The organism is Nocardioides sp. YIM 152588, from assembly GCF_040191335.1.
Classification (GTDB): domain Bacteria; phylum Actinomycetota; class Actinomycetes; order Propionibacteriales; family Nocardioidaceae; genus Nocardioides.
The window spans coordinates 41307-57292 of sequence record NZ_JBEGDJ010000007.1 but is presented as its reverse complement, the minus strand read 5'-3'; the positions used below and the strand labels follow the sequence as shown (position 1 = coordinate 57292).

Annotated in this window: 18 protein-coding genes and 3 tRNA genes; 3 read left to right on the top strand and 18 right to left on the bottom strand. The window is 72.5% G+C overall.

Going from position 1 to position 15986, the window contains the following annotated elements; translation table 11 throughout:
* Positions 1–72: 72 nt before the first annotated feature.
* Entirely contained in the window at positions 73–678 is a 606-nt protein-coding gene (rplJ, locus tag ABLM29_RS05820) for a 50S ribosomal protein L10 (protein WP_349713015.1), read from the bottom strand.
* 324 nt (positions 679–1002) lie between these two features.
* Between rplJ and ABLM29_RS05815 the strand changes: the two genes are divergently transcribed.
* The gene (locus ABLM29_RS05815) at positions 1003–2292 is read left to right on the top strand and encodes an aspartate aminotransferase type Ic (protein WP_349713014.1); all 1290 of its coding nucleotides are present in this window, start codon (positions 1003–1005) and stop codon (positions 2290–2292) included.
* A 199-nt stretch (positions 2293–2491) separates the two neighbouring features.
* On the opposite strand, the gene rplA is transcribed toward ABLM29_RS05815, so the two are convergent.
* The 5 genes from rplA to ABLM29_RS05790 form a co-directional block, all read right to left on the bottom strand.
* The gene (rplA, locus tag ABLM29_RS05810; protein ID WP_349713010.1) at positions 2492–3211 is read right to left on the bottom strand and encodes a 50S ribosomal protein L1; all 720 of its coding nucleotides are present in this window, start codon (positions 3209–3211) and stop codon (positions 2492–2494) included.
* A gap of 64 nt (positions 3212–3275) precedes the next feature.
* The gene (rplK, locus tag ABLM29_RS05805; RefSeq protein ID WP_349713009.1) at positions 3276–3707 is read right to left on the bottom strand and encodes a 50S ribosomal protein L11; all 432 of its coding nucleotides are present in this window, start codon (positions 3705–3707) and stop codon (positions 3276–3278) included.
* A gap of 199 nt (positions 3708–3906) precedes the next feature.
* Positions 3907–4692 carry a transcription termination/antitermination protein NusG gene (gene nusG / locus ABLM29_RS05800; RefSeq protein WP_349713008.1) on the bottom strand — a complete coding sequence of 262 codons (786 nt, stop codon included), beginning with the start codon at positions 4690–4692 and terminating at the stop codon, positions 3907–3909.
* A 56-nt stretch (positions 4693–4748) separates the two neighbouring features.
* The gene (secE, locus tag ABLM29_RS05795) at positions 4749–5009 is read right to left on the bottom strand and encodes a preprotein translocase subunit SecE (protein WP_349713007.1); all 261 of its coding nucleotides are present in this window, start codon (positions 5007–5009) and stop codon (positions 4749–4751) included.
* A 60-nt stretch (positions 5010–5069) separates the two neighbouring features.
* Positions 5070–5142, bottom strand: a tRNA-Trp gene (locus ABLM29_RS05790).
* Positions 5143–5315: 173 nt separating this feature from the next.
* Between ABLM29_RS05790 and ABLM29_RS05785 the strand changes: the two genes are divergently transcribed.
* Complete coding sequence (locus ABLM29_RS05785) at positions 5316–6350, top strand: adenosine deaminase (protein WP_349713006.1); 1035 nt, start codon at positions 5316–5318, stop codon at positions 6348–6350.
* Positions 6347–6751, top strand: coding sequence for a DUF4190 domain-containing protein (locus ABLM29_RS05780; RefSeq protein ID WP_349713005.1), 405 nt, complete (start codon positions 6347–6349; stop codon positions 6749–6751). Before ABLM29_RS05785 ends, ABLM29_RS05780 begins: the two co-directional genes overlap by 4 nt.
* 13 nt (positions 6752–6764) lie before the next feature.
* On the opposite strand, the gene ABLM29_RS05775 is transcribed toward ABLM29_RS05780, so the two are convergent.
* From ABLM29_RS05775 to ABLM29_RS05720, 12 genes are all read right to left on the bottom strand, one after another.
* The gene (locus tag ABLM29_RS05775; RefSeq protein WP_349713004.1) at positions 6765–7826 is read right to left on the bottom strand and encodes a UDP-N-acetylmuramate dehydrogenase; all 1062 of its coding nucleotides are present in this window, start codon (positions 7824–7826) and stop codon (positions 6765–6767) included.
* On the bottom strand, positions 7819–8223 hold the full coding sequence (locus ABLM29_RS05770; protein ID WP_349713003.1) for a MaoC/PaaZ C-terminal domain-containing protein: 405 nt from the start codon (positions 8221–8223) through the stop codon (positions 7819–7821). The genes ABLM29_RS05775 and ABLM29_RS05770 overlap by 8 nt, the downstream gene beginning before the upstream one ends.
* The gene (locus tag ABLM29_RS05765) at positions 8220–8621 is read right to left on the bottom strand and encodes an FAS1-like dehydratase domain-containing protein (RefSeq protein ID WP_349713002.1); all 402 of its coding nucleotides are present in this window, start codon (positions 8619–8621) and stop codon (positions 8220–8222) included. Before ABLM29_RS05765 ends, ABLM29_RS05770 begins: the two co-directional genes overlap by 4 nt.
* A gap of 215 nt (positions 8622–8836) precedes the next feature.
* Entirely contained in the window at positions 8837–9007 is a 171-nt protein-coding gene (gene rpmG, locus ABLM29_RS05760) for a 50S ribosomal protein L33 (RefSeq protein WP_121804265.1), read from the bottom strand.
* A gap of 36 nt (positions 9008–9043) precedes the next feature.
* Positions 9044–9120, bottom strand: a tRNA-Met gene (locus ABLM29_RS05755).
* A gap of 64 nt (positions 9121–9184) precedes the next feature.
* A tRNA-Thr gene (locus ABLM29_RS05750) sits at positions 9185–9257 on the bottom strand.
* A gap of 105 nt (positions 9258–9362) precedes the next feature.
* Positions 9363–10772, bottom strand: coding sequence for an amidase (locus tag ABLM29_RS05745; protein WP_349713001.1), 1410 nt, complete (start codon positions 10770–10772; stop codon positions 9363–9365).
* Between the two features lie 90 nt (positions 10773–10862).
* Complete coding sequence (locus ABLM29_RS05740; RefSeq protein ID WP_349713000.1) at positions 10863–11588, bottom strand: LrgB family protein; 726 nt, start codon at positions 11586–11588, stop codon at positions 10863–10865.
* On the bottom strand, positions 11585–11974 hold the full coding sequence (locus tag ABLM29_RS05735) for a CidA/LrgA family protein (RefSeq protein ID WP_349712999.1): 390 nt from the start codon (positions 11972–11974) through the stop codon (positions 11585–11587). Before ABLM29_RS05735 ends, ABLM29_RS05740 begins: the two co-directional genes overlap by 4 nt.
* Positions 11971–12546, bottom strand: coding sequence for a DNA-3-methyladenine glycosylase I (locus ABLM29_RS05730; protein ID WP_349712998.1), 576 nt, complete (start codon positions 12544–12546; stop codon positions 11971–11973). The genes ABLM29_RS05735 and ABLM29_RS05730 overlap by 4 nt, the downstream gene beginning before the upstream one ends.
* Positions 12547–12605: 59 nt before the next feature.
* Complete coding sequence (locus ABLM29_RS05725) at positions 12606–13616, bottom strand: pirin family protein (protein ID WP_349712997.1); 1011 nt, start codon at positions 13614–13616, stop codon at positions 12606–12608.
* On the bottom strand, positions 13613–15919 hold the full coding sequence (locus ABLM29_RS05720; protein WP_349712996.1) for an FdhF/YdeP family oxidoreductase: 2307 nt from the start codon (positions 15917–15919) through the stop codon (positions 13613–13615). The genes ABLM29_RS05725 and ABLM29_RS05720 overlap by 4 nt, the downstream gene beginning before the upstream one ends.
* Positions 15920–15986: the final 67 nt, after the last annotated feature.

Below are 15986 nucleotides of genomic sequence, written 5' to 3'. Positions count from 1 at the left end.
TTCTTGCTTGTGGCCCGGGCGGTCAGTCCGCCCGGACCGGGGTTTCAGGTGGTGTGGTACGTCGGCCTGGGATCAGGCGTCAGTGGACTCGGCGGCCTCGTCGGCAGCCGGGGTGTCCTCTGCGGCGGCCGGAGCACCGGCACCACCTGCGAGGATCGAGGGGTCCTCCTGGGCCTTCGCCTCCAGGGCGCCGGCGAGCCGGGCAGCCTGGGCGAGCGGGGCGTTGAGGAGGTAGACGGCCTGGCTGAGCGAGGCGAGCATCGCGCCCGCCATCTTGCCCAGCAGGACCTCGCGCGACTCGAGATCGGCCAGCTTGGCGATCTCCTTCGCGTCGAGGATGTTGCCGTCCAGAACGCCACCCTTGATCACGAGGGTGGGGTTCGCCTTGGCAAAGTCACGCAGACCCTTCGCCGCCTCGACGACGTCGCCCGTGATGAAGGCGATCGCGGTCGGGCCGGTGAGCAGGTCGTCGAAGCCGTCGATGCCCGCCTCCTTGGCGGCGATCTTGGCCAGCGTGTTCTTGACCACGGCGTAGTTGGCGTTCTCGCCGAGGGACCGGCGGAGATCCCGCAGGTCCTTCACGGTGAGACCGCGGTACTCGGTCAGCACAGCGCCAGCGGCGTCACTGAAAGCCTCAGTGATCTCCGCGACGGCGGCCTGCTTGTCTGCCCGCGCCATGGGTCTCCTTCCGGATTCGGATGAGATCGCCGGCCTCGCCGGCCCCGGGAAAGACGAACGCCCCGGGCGCAGGCCCAGGGCGTGGAATCCGGCACCTCACGGCACCGAAGCATGCTCTGCATCCTGCGCGGGTCGCCCACCTCGTGGGACCTTCAGTCGGAGGTTCGGGGAACTACCGACGACCAGCGGTCTCTGGTTACGGACATCAGACTACGTGTCCGTAGCAGCACCACCAAATCCGCGACGCCCCACCCCGGTCGACGCCGCGGTCCGCGGGGCAGACCCGGGGACGCGCGATGCCCGGGAACTTGGCACGATGGCCCTGTGACCTCCTCCGCGCCGACGACGCCGTTGACCGAACTGTCCACCGAGCAGCTGGCGGCCCGCCTGGAGACCGCCCGCGCCGACTACGCAGCGCTCGTCGAGCGCGGCCTGAAGCTGGACCTGACCCGGGGCAAGCCCGGCAGCGACCAGCTCGACCTCTCCGACGGCCTGCTGCGCCTGCCCACCGGCACCACCGACCGCGCCGGCGGCGACGTGCGCAACTACGGCGGCCTCGACGGGCTCCCGGAGATGCGCGAGCTCTTCGCCGACCTGCTCGGGGTCGACGCCGACCAGGTGGTCGTGGGCGGGAACTCGAGCCTCACGATGATGTACCAGGTCGTCACCTGGATGCTGCTGGCCGGCGGCCCCGACTCCCCGCGCCCCTGGTCGCAGGAGCCGGTCGTGAAGTTCGTCTGCCCGGTGCCCGGCTACGACCGGCACTTCACGATGCTCGCCGAGCTCGGCATCGAGATGGTCACCGTGCCGATGCGCGAGGACGGCCCCGACGTCGCCGCGGTCAAGGCCCTGGTCGCCGACGACCCGAGCATCAAGGGCATGTGGCTGGTGCCGACCTACGCGAACCCGACCGGCTCCGTCTGCTCCGCCGAGGTCGCCGCCGAGCTGATGGCGATGCCGACCGCCGCCCCGGACTTCCGGATCCTGTGGGACAACGCCTACGCCGTGCACCACCTCACCGAGGTGGAGACCAAGAGCGCCGACGCACTCGGGCTGGCCGCGGTCTCGGGCCACCCCAACCGGGTCATCATGTTCGCCTCGACCTCGAAGATCACCTTCGCCGGCGCCGGCGTCGCCTGCCTCGCGACCTCGGCGGAGAACCGCGCCTGGTACCTAAAGCGGCTCGGCTTCGCCGCCATCGGCCCCGACAAGGTCAACCAGCTGCGCCACGTCGAGTTCTTCGGCGACGCCGACGGGGTCCGCGCCCACATGCGCAAGCACCGCGACCTCATCGCCCCGAAGTTCGCCGCGGTCCAGGAGGCGCTCGGCGCGCGGCTGGGCGGCCTCGGGATCGCCACCTGGAGCGACCCGGTGGGTGGCTACTTCGTGGACCTCAACGTCATGGACGGCACCGCCGCGCGCACCGTCGCCCTGGCCAAGGAGGCCGGCATCGCCCTGACGCCCGCCGGCTCGGCGTTCCCGCACGGGAACGACCCCGACGACCGCAACATCCGCCTGGCTCCGACGTACCCGTCGCTGGCGGAGGTGGAGACCGCGATGGCCGGCGTGGCCGTGTGCGTGGAGCTGGCGGCGCTGGAGAAGCTGACCGCCTGACCCCCGATCGCCGAGTTGGGGGTTACCGACTGCCGAGTTGGGCGTTACCGACCTCCGAGTTGGGGCCGAGCGACACGGCCGTGTCGCTAACTCTCAACTCGGAGGTCGGTAACCCCCAACTCGGCAGTCGTGGTTCAAACAGACGGGCCCCGGCCACCACAGAGGGTGACCGGGGCCTTCGTCGTGCGGGATGCCTGGATCAGGCAGTCGCCTCGTCCTCGACCGCGACGTTCTTGATGCGGTTGGGGTCGACCTGGACGCCGGGGCCCATGGTCGTGGAGACGGTGACCTTCTTCAGGTAGCGGCCCTTGGAGCTGGACGGCTTGAGCCGCAGCACCTCCTCGAGGGCGGCCGCGTAGTTCTCGGCAAGCTGGGCCTCGGAGAAGGACGCCTTGCCGATGATGAAGTGGAGGTTCGCGTGCCGGTCGACCCGGAACTCGATCTTTCCACCCTTGATGTCGGTGACGGCCTTGGCCGGGTCCGGGGTGACGGTGCCGGTCTTCGGGTTCGGCATGAGGCCACGGGGACCGAGCACGCGGCCGAGGCGGCCGACCTTGCCCATCAGGTCCGGGGTCGCGACCACGGCGTCGAAGTCGAGGTAGCCGCCGGCGACCTTCTCGATCAGCTCGTCGCCACCGACCTCGTCCGCACCGGCGGCGCGGGCGGCCTCGGCCTTGTCCGCCACGGCGAACACGAGGACGCGGGCGGTCTTGCCGGTGCCGTGCGGCAGGTTGACGGTGCCGCGCACCATCTGGTCCGCCTTGCGGGGGTCGACGCCGAGACGCATGACGACGTCAACGGTCTCGTCGAACTTCTTCTTGCTGGTGGTCTTCGCGATCTTGATCGCGGCCAGCGGGGCGTAGAGCTCGTCCTTGTCGAACTGCTCGGCCGCCGCGCGGTAGGTCTTGCTGCGCTGCATGAGTCTTCCTTCGGTTTGTTCAGGAGATGTGGTTAGCGAGCCAGCGCGGCTCTCCCACAGTGGGTCAGGCCTCGACGGTGACGCCCATGGAGCGGGCGGTGCCCTCCACGATCTTCATGGCGGCGTCGATGTCGTTCGCGTTGAGGTCGGGCATCTTGGTGTTGGCGATCTCGCGCACCTGGTCCTTGGTCAGCTTGCCGACCTTCTCCTTGTGCGGGACGCCCGAGCCCTTCTTCAGACCGGCGGCCTTCTTGATCAGCTCAGCGGCCGGCGGGGTCTTGGTGATGAAGGTGAAGCTGCGGTCTTCGTAGATGGTGATCTCGACCGGGATCACGTTGCCGCGCATGGACTCGGTCTGGGCGTTGTACGCCTTGCAGAAGTCCATGATGTTCACGCCGTGCGGACCGAGGGCGGTACCGACCGGCGGAGCCGGGCTCGCGGCACCGGCCTGGAGCTGCACCTTGACGAGTGCGGCGATCTTCTTCTTCGGAGGCATGCTCAGTTCTCTTTCTTCTCGTGGTCATGACGAGGACGTACGGCGTCCTCTGCCACCGGGGTCGTCCCGCGCGGGCGGGCCAACCCCGACATTCTTCCCCGTCACCCCCCGGTACGGCGAATCCGCACGTGCCGGGAACGGGACCGGGCCGGCTCCCACGAGGGGAGCCGGCCCGTCCGATGACGTACCTGCGTGGGTCTCAGACGCGCTGGACCTGGTTGAAACTGAGCTCCACCGGGGTCTCGCGGCCGAAGATCTCCACCAGCGCCTTGACCCGCTGGGCCTCGGCGTTGATCTCGGTGATGGTCGCGTGCAGCGTCGCGAACGGGCCGTCGACCACCATCACGGAGTCGCCCACCGCGAAGTCGGCGACCTCGATCGGCTTCTTCGCGGCCGGGGCGGCGGTGCCACCCGTGGACGCGGCGGCGGCCTCGGTCTCGGCGACCGCGGCGCTGACCACGGCCGGCGCGAGCATCTTCTCGACCTCGTCCATGCTCAGCGGCACCGGCTGGTGGCTGTGGCCGACGAAGCCGGTGACCGACGGCGTGTGCCGCACGGCGGCCCAGGACTCGTCGGTGAGGTCCATCCGGACCAGCACGTAGCCGGGGAGAACGGTGCGCTTGACCATCTTGCGCTGGCCGTTCTTGATCTCGGCGACCTCCTCGGTGGGGACCACGATCTCGTGGATGTAGTCCTCCATGTTGAGGGAGTGGATCCGGTTCTCCAGGTTCTGCTTGACCCGGTTCTCCATGCCGGAGTAGGTGTGCACCACGAACCACTCGCCGGGCTTGAGCCACAGCTCGCGGCGGAACGCCTCCAGCGGGTCCTCGTCGGTCTCCTCGGCGACCTCGTCGGTCTCCTCGGCAGCGTCGACGGCGGTGTCCTCGGCGTCGACCTCGAGGTCAGCCTCGGTGACGTCCTCGGCGCCCGACTCCACGGTGACGGCGTCCTCGCCGTCGATTTCCGGGTCGTACTGGTCCGACACGTGTTGCTCCATCACTTGCGGGAAAAGGTCATGACGCTGCTGCTCAGCCTGGCCGATCAGATGTCGTCGGCGCCGGTGAAGATCTCGAACGCCAGCTTGCCCAGACCGAGGTCGAGCAGCGAGACGAGCGCGATCATCACGACGACGAAGACCATGACGACGAAGAAGTAGGTGACCAGCTGGTCGCGGCTCGGGTAGACGACCTTGCGCAGCTCCGCGACGACCTGGCGGTAGAAGGTCACCGGCCCGGTCCGCTTCGGGGCGTTGTCGCCACCCCGGTCATTCCTCTGACCGTGGACCGCAGGCGTGTCCGCCACGCTTCTCACCCTCTCGTTGCGTCGCGACTCGTCGTCGCTTTGCGTCCATTGTCAGTTCTGCAGGGCACGAGGGACTTGAACCCCCAACCTTCGGTTTTGGAGACCGATGCTCTGCCAGTTGAGCTAGTGCCCTCCGATCGACTCGCCCGATGCTCCACGCCCATTCACGGGGCGCGACTCATCATGTGGGAGAGCCACCAGGGGTGGAGTCTACGCACACCGGGCAACGGCCACCAATCCGAGGGTCCCGCCGTGGCGAGCCGCACCGCCCCGGCACACCCGGCCGCCTCCTAGGATGAGGCGACCATGACTGAACCGCGGGACCTGCGTCGACTGCCCAAGGCACACCTGCACCTGCACTTCACCGGCTCCATGCGCCACGCGACCCTCCTGGAGCTCGCCGAGCGCGACGGGATCGTGCTGCCCGACCTCCTGGTCTCCCAGTGGCCGCCCCGGCTCTCCGCCGCCGACGAGAAGGGCTGGTTCCGCTTCCAGCGCCTCTACGACGTGGCCCGCTCGGTGCTGCGGACCGAGGAGGACGTGCGCCGCCTGGTCCGCGAGGCTGCCGAGGACGACGTCGCCGACGGCAGCCGCTGGCTGGAGATCCAGGTCGACCCCAGCGGGTACGGCGCCCGGTTCGGCGGGATCACGGCGTTCACCGACCTCGTCCTCGACGCGACCCGGGAGGCCACCGCACTGACCGGGCTGCCGATCGCGGTGGTGATCGCCGCCAACCGGACCCGGCACCCCCTCGACGCGCGCACGCTGGCCCGGCTGGCGGCGCAGTACGTCGACCGCGGCGTGGTCGGGTTCGGGCTCTCCAACGACGAGCGGCGCGGCCGCACCGAGGAGTTCGCCGGGGCGTTCTCGATCGCCGAGCGCGCCGGCCTGCTGCTGACCCCGCACGGCGGCGAGCTGCGCGGACCGGCCCACATCCGCACCTGCCTGGACTACCTGGGCGCGCAGCGGCTCGGCCACGGCGTACGGGCCGCGGAGGATCCGGCGCTGCTGGACCGGCTGGCCGAGGCGGGGGTCGCGCTCGAGGTCTGCCCCGTCTCCAACGTCGCCCTCGGCGTCTACACCGACCTCACCTCGGTGCCGCTGCCCACGCTGCTCGACGCCGGGCTGACGGTCGCGCTGGGCGCCGACGACCCGCTGCTCTTCGGCTCCCGGCTGGCCGGCCAGTACGCGACGATGCGGGCCGCCCACGACCTCTCCGACGCGAGCATGGCCGAGCTCGCCCGGATGTCGCTGCGCGCCTCGCGGGCGCCCGCGGACGTGCGGGCCGCGGCCGAGGCGGAGATCGACCTGTGGCTGGCACGGCCTAGGGTCCCCGCATGACCCAGCCCGGCCCGCCACCGCCGTACCCCGGCTACCCGCCTCCGCAGTGGGGCTACCGGCCGACCCCGCCGACCCATCCCAAGGCCACCACCGCGATGGTGCTGGGCATCGTCAGCATCGTGTCGGTGGTGATCGGCCTGAGCATCCTGATCACGTTCCCCGGCGGCCTGTGCGGCGCCTTCGCGATCTGGTACGCCGTCCGCGCTCGCCGCGAGATCCGCCGCGAGCCCGGGCGCTGGTCCGGGGACGGAGAGGCCATGGCCGGCCTGGTCACCGGGATCGTGGGCCTCGCGCTCTTCCTGCTGGTGGTGCTGGCGGTCGCCGCGTTCGTCGCCCTGCTCCTGTTCGGCTACGGCGAGGGCCCCGGGACGGACGAGCTCATGAACGCGATGGCGCGCTGACCCGACCCCCGCCTCAGAGCGCGCAGCCGACGGTGACCGGCTCGTTCTCCAGCACGATCCCGAACCGGTCCGCGACGCCGTCACGGATCTCCCGGGCCAGCGCGAGCAGGTCCGCGGTGCTCGCGCCGCCCCGGTTGGTGAGCGCGAGCGTGTGCTTGGTCGAGAGGGTCACCGGCCCGTCGCCCGGGTAGCCCTTGGCGAAGCCGGCGCGGTCGATCAGCCAGGCGGCGCTGGTCTTCACCGAGCCGTCCGGCTGCGGGTACGCCGGAGCCCCGTCCGGCACCAGCCCCGGGTCGATCACGGGGTTGGTGAAGAAGGAGCCGGCGCTCCAGGTGTCGTGGTCGTCCGCGTCCAGCACCATGCCCTTGCCGCGGCGCAGGCCCAGCACGGCCTCGCGGACGTCGGCCAGCGGCGCGCGCTCGCCCACCTCGACGCCGAGGGTGCGGGCCAGCTCGGCGTAGGCGACGGGGGCGGAGAGGTCGCCCCGGGCGAGGCCGAACGTCACGTCCAGGACGACGTGGCGACCGCCGACGGCGTCGTACCGGTCGCGCTTGAAGCGGGAGGTGCGGTAGCCGAAGGCGCACTCGTCGCCGGCGAAGGTCCGGACCCCGCGCAGCCGGCGGTCCCAGACCCGCACGCGGCGCACCCTCTGGGCGACGTCCTGGCCGTAGGCGCCGACGTTCTGGATCGGCGTGGCGCCGACGGTGCCGGGGATGCCGGAGAGCGCCTCGACGCCGACCCACCCCTCCGCCCCCGCGCGGGCGACCAGGTCGTCCCACCAGACGCCGGCGGCGACGGTGACCTCGACGCCGTCGCGATCGGCGTCGTCGGCGACGGTCACGGCGTCGTGGTCGGGCGCGCCGAGGGCGACCACGGTCCCCGCGAACCCCTCGTCGGCGACGACCAGGTTGCTGCCGCCGCCGAGGACGAGCAGCGGGGTGCCGGCCGCGTCCAGCGCGTCGACCGCGGCGACGATCTCGTCGGCGGAGGCCGCCCGGACCAGGCCGGCGGCGGGCCCGCCGAGGCGGAGGGTGGTGCGGTCGGCCAGCCTGGTGGAGACGGAGCGCTCAGGCACGGACGACGGCCTTGGGCGCCCCGAGCACCTTGGCGTCGCCGCTGGTGACCTCGAGCGCGAGGGTGGCGAGGCCGTCGGCGACGGACTTCACCGTGCCGGCGACGCGGACGCGGGCGGCGGCGTCGGCGGGCACCACGACGGGCGCGGTGAACTTGCAGCCGAGCTCGACCACCTCGGCGTCGCCGGTCCAGGTCGCGACCGCGCGGCCGACGAGGGCCATCGTGTACATGCCGTGCGCGATCACGCCGGGCAGGCCGACCGCGAGCGCGATCGCCTCGTCCTGGTGGATCGGGTTGTGGTCGCCGCTGGCGGCCGCGTAGGCCACCAGGTCGGCGCGGGTGACGTCGTACTCGACGGGCTCGAGGGCGGCGCCCTCGGTCAGGATCGGGGCGCTCATGCCGCACCTCCACGGTGGACGAGGGTGGCCGTCGTGGTGCAGACCGGCTCCCCGGCCTCGTCGGTGATCTCGCTGGTGGTGCCGATGATGTCGTTGCCGCCGATCTGGCGGAGCTTGGCGACCTCCATCGTGGCGGTCAGCACGTCGCCGACGCGGACCGGCCGGTGGTAGGTGAACTTCTGGTCGCCGTGGACGATCCGGCTCAGCTCGACCTGCTCGGCGTCGAGGAACTGCAGCATCGCCTGGAAGGTCACCACGATCGGGAACGTGGGTGGGATCGGGCCGCTCCCCTCGGGCAGCCCGACGGCGGAGGCGAAGGCCTGCACGGCTTCGGCGGTCACGGTGTACGGCTGCGTCGGCGGGAAGGACTTCCCGACCAGGGTGGAGTCGATCGGCACGCTCCCCACCCTAGGCGGTCGGCGGGCCGGGGACCGGATCGGTTCGGGCGGCCGGGGCCGTCGTCACATGGATTCTGGCCCCTCCCGCCGGCGTGTCGAGGGCCAGAATCCATGTGACGACGCGAACCCGGGCGGGCGGAAAAGCGCGACAACCCCGGCCTCCCACGTGGGGAGGACCGGGGCCGTCGGAAAGCGTCAGCCGGTGACGGGGTGCGTCAGCGGGTCTCGCGGTGCGCGGTGTGCTTGCGGCACCGCGGGCAGAACTTCGCCAGCTCCAACCGGTCGGGGTCGTTGCGGCGGTTCTTCTTGGTGATGTAGTTGCGCTCCTTGCAGTCCACGCATGCGAGCGTGATCTTCGGGCGAACGTCGCTGCTCTTGCTGGCCACAGGAAGTCCTTTGTCGGTGGAGATGGTGCGGAGATTTGGTAGCGGGAACGGGGATCGAACCCGTGACCTCACGATTATGAGTCGTGCGCTCTAACCGTCTGAGCTATCCCGCCACATGAGTGGGGCGCCTCCGCGACCCCGCTGCCGCGTGGTGGCCTCGGAGGCGCCCGTTCTCAGAGCCCCTTTACGGAATCGAACCGTAGACCTTCTCCTTACCATGGAGACGCTCTGCCGACTGAGCTAAAGGGGCAACGAGGAAGAACCATACCGGTCTGCCCCCGCAGGGTGAAATCGAGGAGGCACTTTCCCCGCGGGGCGGGTCTGACCTGCGTTTTCCCGCCCCGAGGGACGTCGATCAGTCCTGGATCCGCGCCCACGGACGGGCCTGCTCGAGCTCGTAGGCGAGCCCCAGCAGCGTCGCCTCGGCGCCCGGCGCGGCACTGAAGCACATGCCCTGCGGCAGCCCCTCCGCACTGGTGGCCAGCGGCAGCGAGACCGACGGGTCCCCGGTGGCGTTCTGCAGCGGGGTGAACGCCACCCACGACAGCACCCGCTCGATCACCGTCTCGTAGCCCTGGGTCGGGTCGAGGTACCCGATCCGCGGGGTCGGCGCGGCCACCGTCGGTGTCAGCACGACGTCCTGACCTGCGAAGAAGGCGCGGGTACGGCGTCCCGAGGCGCGCAGCCGCGCGACGGCCGCCGGGAGCCGGTGCAGCCGCCGGGCGGCGTGCCGGGCCAGGCCGAGGGTCAGGTCGTCGCACCGCGAGGCGTCCCAGGAGCGGTCCAGCGTCCACCGCCCGGAGCGGACGATGACGAGCGCCAGGAAGCCCCAGTAGAGGAGGAAGTCGTCGGGGAAGGTCGACGCGACGGGCGCCTGCCCCTCGGGGACCTCGGTCACGTGGTGCCCGAGGTCCTCGAGCAGCGCCGCGGTGGCCAGCACCTGCTCGCGCACCTCCGGCGTCGCGCTGCGTCCGGCGACGGAGGTGAGGAACGCCACGCGCAGCCGCTTCGGCGAGGGGCGGGTGATGTCCCCGATCGGGGGCAGGTCGAGGCGGCGGTAGTGGTTCTCGGACTCGCGGAGGAAGGCGGCGGTGTCGCGCACGCTGCGCGTCACCACCCCGTCGGCGACGATCCTCACCGGCATCTGCCGGTGCAGCGCATCCTGGGGCAGCCGCCCGCGGGTCGGCTTGAGACCGACGAGGCCGCAGGCGTGCGCGGGGATCCGGATCGAGCCGCCCCCGTCGTTGGCGTGGGCGATCGGCACCGCGCCGGCGGCCACGAACGCGGCAGCGCCGGACGACGAGGCCCCGGCGCTGTAGCCGGTGTCCCACGGGTTGCGGACCGGCCCCAGCCGCGGGTGCTCGGCGGCCGCGCTGAAGCCGAACTCCGAGAGCTGGGACTTGCCCAGCACGAGCATCCCGGTGGCGCGGTAGGTGCGGGCGAAGTCGCCGTCGGCCTCCGCCGGCCGGGCGGTGAACGCGTCCGTGCCGTGCTGCGTGGGCATGCCGGCCACGTCGCAGTTGTCCTTGACCAGGGTGGGGATGCCGGCGAAGTAGCCCTCGCGCCGGGTGACGGCCTCCCGGCGGGCCTGCTCGAAGCCCGCGTAGGCCAGGCCGCCGAGCTCGGTGTCGGTCTTCTCCAGCCGGGCGATCGCCGCCTCCACCAGCTCCCCCGGGGATACCTTGCGGGCCTTGAGCCGGGCCACCAGCCCGACGGTGTCGTCGTCCCTCAGGGCGTCGTCGCCGAACGCGTGCACGCGGGTCATGGGGTCGGAGGCTACTGGGCGACGAGCGCGAGTCGGCAGAAAGTTCCTGCCGACTCGCGGCCGAGCACGGTGAGTTTGTGCCGACTCGCGCTACCAGAGGAGGAGGGCGAGCAGCGGCAGCACCAGGCTCGCCGCGAGCGCGGTCAGCCCCATCGCCAGGCCTGCGAACGCGCCCTCGGTCTCGTCCTCGCGCAGCATCCGGGAGGCGCCGATGCCGTGCGAGACGGCACCGACGGCCAGGCCCCGGGCACGCCGGTCGCGGATCCGCAGGACGTTGAGGACGGCCGGCCCGGTGAGCGCGGCGACGATCCCGATCACGATCGCGAAGACCGCCGCCAGCGGCGGGATGCCGCCCAGGCCGTCGGCCAGCGCGATCGCGACCGGGGTCGTCGTCGCCTTCGGCGCCAGGGTGCGCTGCAGCACCTCGTCGGCGCCGAGCAGGCGGGCGAGCAGCACGGCGCTGGTCACCGAGACCACCACCCCGACCACGACGGCCACCAGCATCGGCAGGACGAACCCGCGCAGCTGGGCCGCCTGGCGGTGCAGCGGGATCGCCAGCGCGACGGTGGCCGGGCCGAGCCAGAACGTGACCAGCTCGACGCCGGAGCGGTAGTCGGCGTAGTCGACCCCGAGCAGGGTGATCGTGGCGCCGACCAGCACGATCGCCACCAGCACCGGCTGCACCGCCGGGTGCCCGCCGACCCGCGCCTGGAGCCACCGCCCGGCCTGGTAGCCGGCGAGGGTGATCCCGATCAGCCCCAGCGGGGACCGGGCGACGTCGAGCACGACGTCGCCGGCGTGCGCGAGCCCGCTCACGCGCCGCCGCCGTGGCCGGCGACGGGGAGGTCGTCGCGGGGGCGTCCGGTGAGCCGCTCCAGCCCGACCGCGGTCCAGCCGACCGCGGCCAGCCCGATCAGCCAGGAGCCGAGCATCGCCACCGCGATCGGCAGCGCGTCCTCGGCGAACGTGTCGAGGTAGGCCACGATCCCCACACCCGCGGGGATGAAGAGCAGCTGGAGGTGGCGCAGCAGGCCGCCGCCGGCGCGGACCAGCGCGGCGTCGTCACCGGTACGCCGCACCTGGAGCACCACGAAGCACAGCAGCATCCCGACCACGGGGCCGGGCACGGGCAGGTCGAACAGGCCGACGACGACCTCGCCGAGGATCTGGAAGCCGATCAGCCAGGTCAGGCCGCGGATCACGCGGCGCCCCGCCGGTGGCAGCCGGCCAGGTGGGGGTCCGGCAGCCCGAGCGCCTGCAGCAGCGCGTACAGCGTCGTCGGGCCGACGAAGGCGAAGCCGCGCTTCTTCAGGGCCTTCGACAGCGCGGTCGACTCCGGGGTGCTCGACGGCCAGTCGGCCGCCGTCACCGGCGGCTCCCCCTCGGCCGGGGCGAAGCCGAGGACGAACTCCTCCAGCCCGCCGTCGGCGCGCAGGTCGAGCGTGGCGCGGGCGTTCGTGATGGTGGCCTCGATCTTGCGCCGGTTGCGCACGATCCCGGCGTCGCCGAGCAGCCGCTCGACGTCCGGCTCGTCGAAGTCGGCGATCGCCTCGGCGTCGAACCCGGCGAACGCGGCCCGGAACCCGGGGCGCTTGGCCAGGATCACCGCCCAGGACAGGCCGGACTGGAAGGCCTCCAGCGTCATCCGCTCCAGGTACGCCGACTCGCCGTGCACCGGCAGGCCCCACTCGCTGTCGTGGTAGTCGCGCATCGGCCCGGGCGCCGCGCCCCAGGGGCAGCGGGCCAGCCCGTCCTCACCGGTGATCGGTCCCATGGCGGACATCTTGGACCATGCCGCCGACGCGACCACGATGCGCGGAGGCGGGCTGTGGATCAGCGGCGCTCGCGCAACCGGACGTTGGGGAGGACCGGCGCCGGGATGGGCGGCAGCGGCTCTCCGGCCACCACCCCGAACCTCCCGTCGGCGACGTCCCGGCCGTCCCCCACGGGGCTCCCGTCCGCCCCGAGGACCTGCTCCTGCCACGCCGCCCGGAACGCGACGACCTCCTCGTGGCTGCGACCCACGAAGTTCCACCACATCACGATCGCCTCGCCGAACGGCGTACCGCCGAGCAGCAGCACGCGGGCGCCGTCGGGACCGGCGTCGAGCCGGAGCCGCGCCGCGCCGGGCGGCACGTAGGCGAGGTCGGCCGCCTTCGCGTCGACGAGCCCGTCGCCGGCGACCACCTCGAGGCCCCCGGAGTCGACCAGGACCCCGTGCTCGAACGACGGGTCCACGTCGACCTCCAGCACCGTGCCCGCGTCGAGCACGACCTCGGCGCCCAGCAGCGGGGTGAAGGTGGCGACCGGCGAGGCGCTGCCCAGCAGGGATCCGAGGAAGACCCGGGCCGACCAGCCGGGCCCGGCGACGCGCGGCGGGGCGTAGTGCTCGAAGCCCGGCGCGGTGTCCCGGGCCGCGTCGGGCAGCGCCACCCAGAGCTGGGCGCCGTGCAGCACCGTGGTGTCGGGGGTGGAGACCTCGGAGTGGCTGATCCCCCGCCCGGCGGTCATCAGGTTGACCTCGCCCGGCCGCACGGCCGCGTGGTGGCCGGCGCTGTCGCGGTGCGTGATCTCGCCCTCGAAGAGCCAGGAGACGGTCTGCAGGCCGGTGTGCGGGTGCGGCGCGACGCTCATCCCGCCGGTCTCCGCGACCCGGTCCGGGCCGTAGTGGTCCACGAAGCACCAGGCACCGATCAGGGTGCGCCCCCGCTGCGGCAGGGTACGCCGGACCCGCATCGCCCGCGGCCCGCCCAGCGGCACCTCGCGCGGCGCCAGCACCTCCGGCCCGGCGGTGGGACCGGTGGCGCAGGTGACCTCGTCCGGCCGCGCCTCGGGGTTGCTCACCGCTCACCCGCCCGCGCCGCGGCGTGCGGCTCCAGCAGGATCACCACCGCCTTCGAGGTCGGGGTGTTGCTGCCGACGGCGACCGACCCCAGCGGCACCAGTGGGTTGGTCTCCGGGTAGTAGGCGGCCGCGCACTCCCGGGGCTGGTCGTAGGGGACGATCCGGAACCCGTCGGCGCGCCGCTCGGTCCCGTCCCACACCGCGACCAGGTCGACCAGGTCGCCGTCGGCGAAGCCGAGCGCGGCGACGTCGTCGGGGTGCACGAAGACCACCCGGCGGCCGTTGCTGATGCCGCGGTAGCGGTCGTCGAGGCCGTAGATGGTGGTGTTGTACTGGTCGTGCGAGCGCAGCGTCTGCAGCAGCAGGTGCCCCTCGGGCAGGTCGAGCACCTCGAGCGGGCTGGTGGTGAAGATCGCGGCGCCGACCGCGGTCGGGAAGACGCGGGCGTCGCGCGGCGGGTGGGGCAGCACGAAGCCGCCGGGCTGCCGGATCCGGCGGTCGTAGTCGTCGAACCCGGGGATCACCCGCGAGATCCGGTCCCGGATCCAGCCGTAGTCGGAGCGGAAGTCGGCCCACGGCACGTCGGCCGCGGGGTGCCCCTCGCCGAACAGCGCCTCGGCCAGCGAGCAGACCACGTCGACCTCCGAGCGCAGGTGCGGCGAGGCGGGCTCCAGCGGCCCGCGCGAGGCGTGCACCATCGACATCGAGTCCTCGACCGTGACCCGCTGCGCGCGGCCGCCGGTCCGGTCCTTCTCCGAGCGGCCGAGCACCGGCAGGATCAGCGCGGTCCGGCCGTGCACCACGTGCGAGCGGTTGAGCTTGGTGGAGATCTGGACGGTCAGGTCGGCCCTGCGCAGCGCCGCCTCGGTGACCTCGGTGTCGGGGGCCGCGGCAGCGAAGTTGCCGCCCATGCCGACGAAGACGCGGGCGTCGCCGGCGTCGAGGGCGTGGATCGCCTCGACGGCGTCGAGACCCGGCTCGCGCGGCACCGGGATCTCGAACTCCATCTCCAGGGCGTCGAGGAACCAGTCCGGCGGCTTCTCCCAGATGCCCATCGTGCGGTCGCCCTGCACGTTGGAGTGGCCGCGGACCGGGCACAGGCCGGCGCCGGGGCGCCCGATGTCGCCGCGCAGCAGGGCCAGGTTGACGACCTCCTTGATGGTGGCCACCGCGTGCCGGTGCTGGGTGAGTCCCATCGCCCAGCACCACACGGTGGCGCCGGAGTCGCGGATCATCGCCGCGCCGTCCTCGATCTGCTCGCGGTCGAGCCCGGTGGCCTCCTCGACCCGGTCCCAGTCCAGGTCGGCCAGCCCCTCGGCGTACGACTGGAAGCCGACGGTGTGCCCGGCGACGAACCCCTCGTCGACCGCGCCCCACTTCAGCAGCAGCGCGCCCCACGCCTGGAAGAGCGCCAGGTCGCCGCCGAGCCGGACCGGCAGGTGCAGGTCGGCCAGCTGGGTGCCGTGGCCGACCACGCCGCGCGGCTTCTGCGGGTTCTTGAACCGGCCGAGCCCCGCCTCGCGGAGCGGGTTGACCGAGATGATCCTGGCGCCGTTCTCCTTCGCGGCCTCGAGCGAGGCGAGCATCCGCGGGTGGTTGGTGCCGGGGTTCTGGCCGGCGACCACGATCAGCTCGGCGGTCTGCACGTCGGTCAGGCTGACCGACCCCTTGCCGATGCCGATGGTCTCGGCCAGCGCCACCGAGGTGGACTCGTGGCACATGTTCGAGCAGTCGGGGAGGTTGTTGGTGCCGTAGGCGCGGACCAGCAGCTGGTAGAGGAACGCGGCCTCGTTGGAGGTGCGCCCCGAGGTGTAGAAGACGGCGTCGTCGGGGCTGTCCAGGTCGCGCAGCCGGTCGGCGACCAGGGCGAGGGCCTCGTCCCAGCCGATCGGCGCGTAGTGGGTGGCGCCGGGCCGCAGCACCATCGGCTCGGTCAGCCGGCCCTGCTGCCCCAGCCAGTAGTCGCCGTGCGCGGCGAGCTCGGCGACCGGGTGCTCGGCGAAGAAGGCCGCGTCGACCCGGCGCAGCGTCGCCTCCTCGGCGACCGCCTTCGCGCCGTTCTCGCAGAACTCGGCCGAGTGCCGGTGCGCCGGGTCGGGGTCGGGCCAGGCGCAGCCCTGGCAGTCGAAGCCGTCGACCTGGTTGACCCGGCGCAGGGTGGTCGCGGTGCGGCGCACGCCCATCTGGTCCACCGCGTGGCGCATCGCGATCGCCACCGCCCTCGGACCCGCGGAGTGGTCCGGTGGCGGTCCGACCTCGAGGCCGGACTCGTCCGGCTCCCCCCTCGGCGCGCTGGTGGCCATGTGTCCAGTGTTCCCCGTGCGTCAACCGCGCCCGGGACCCGCGACCCGTGGCGACCCGCGAGGACTC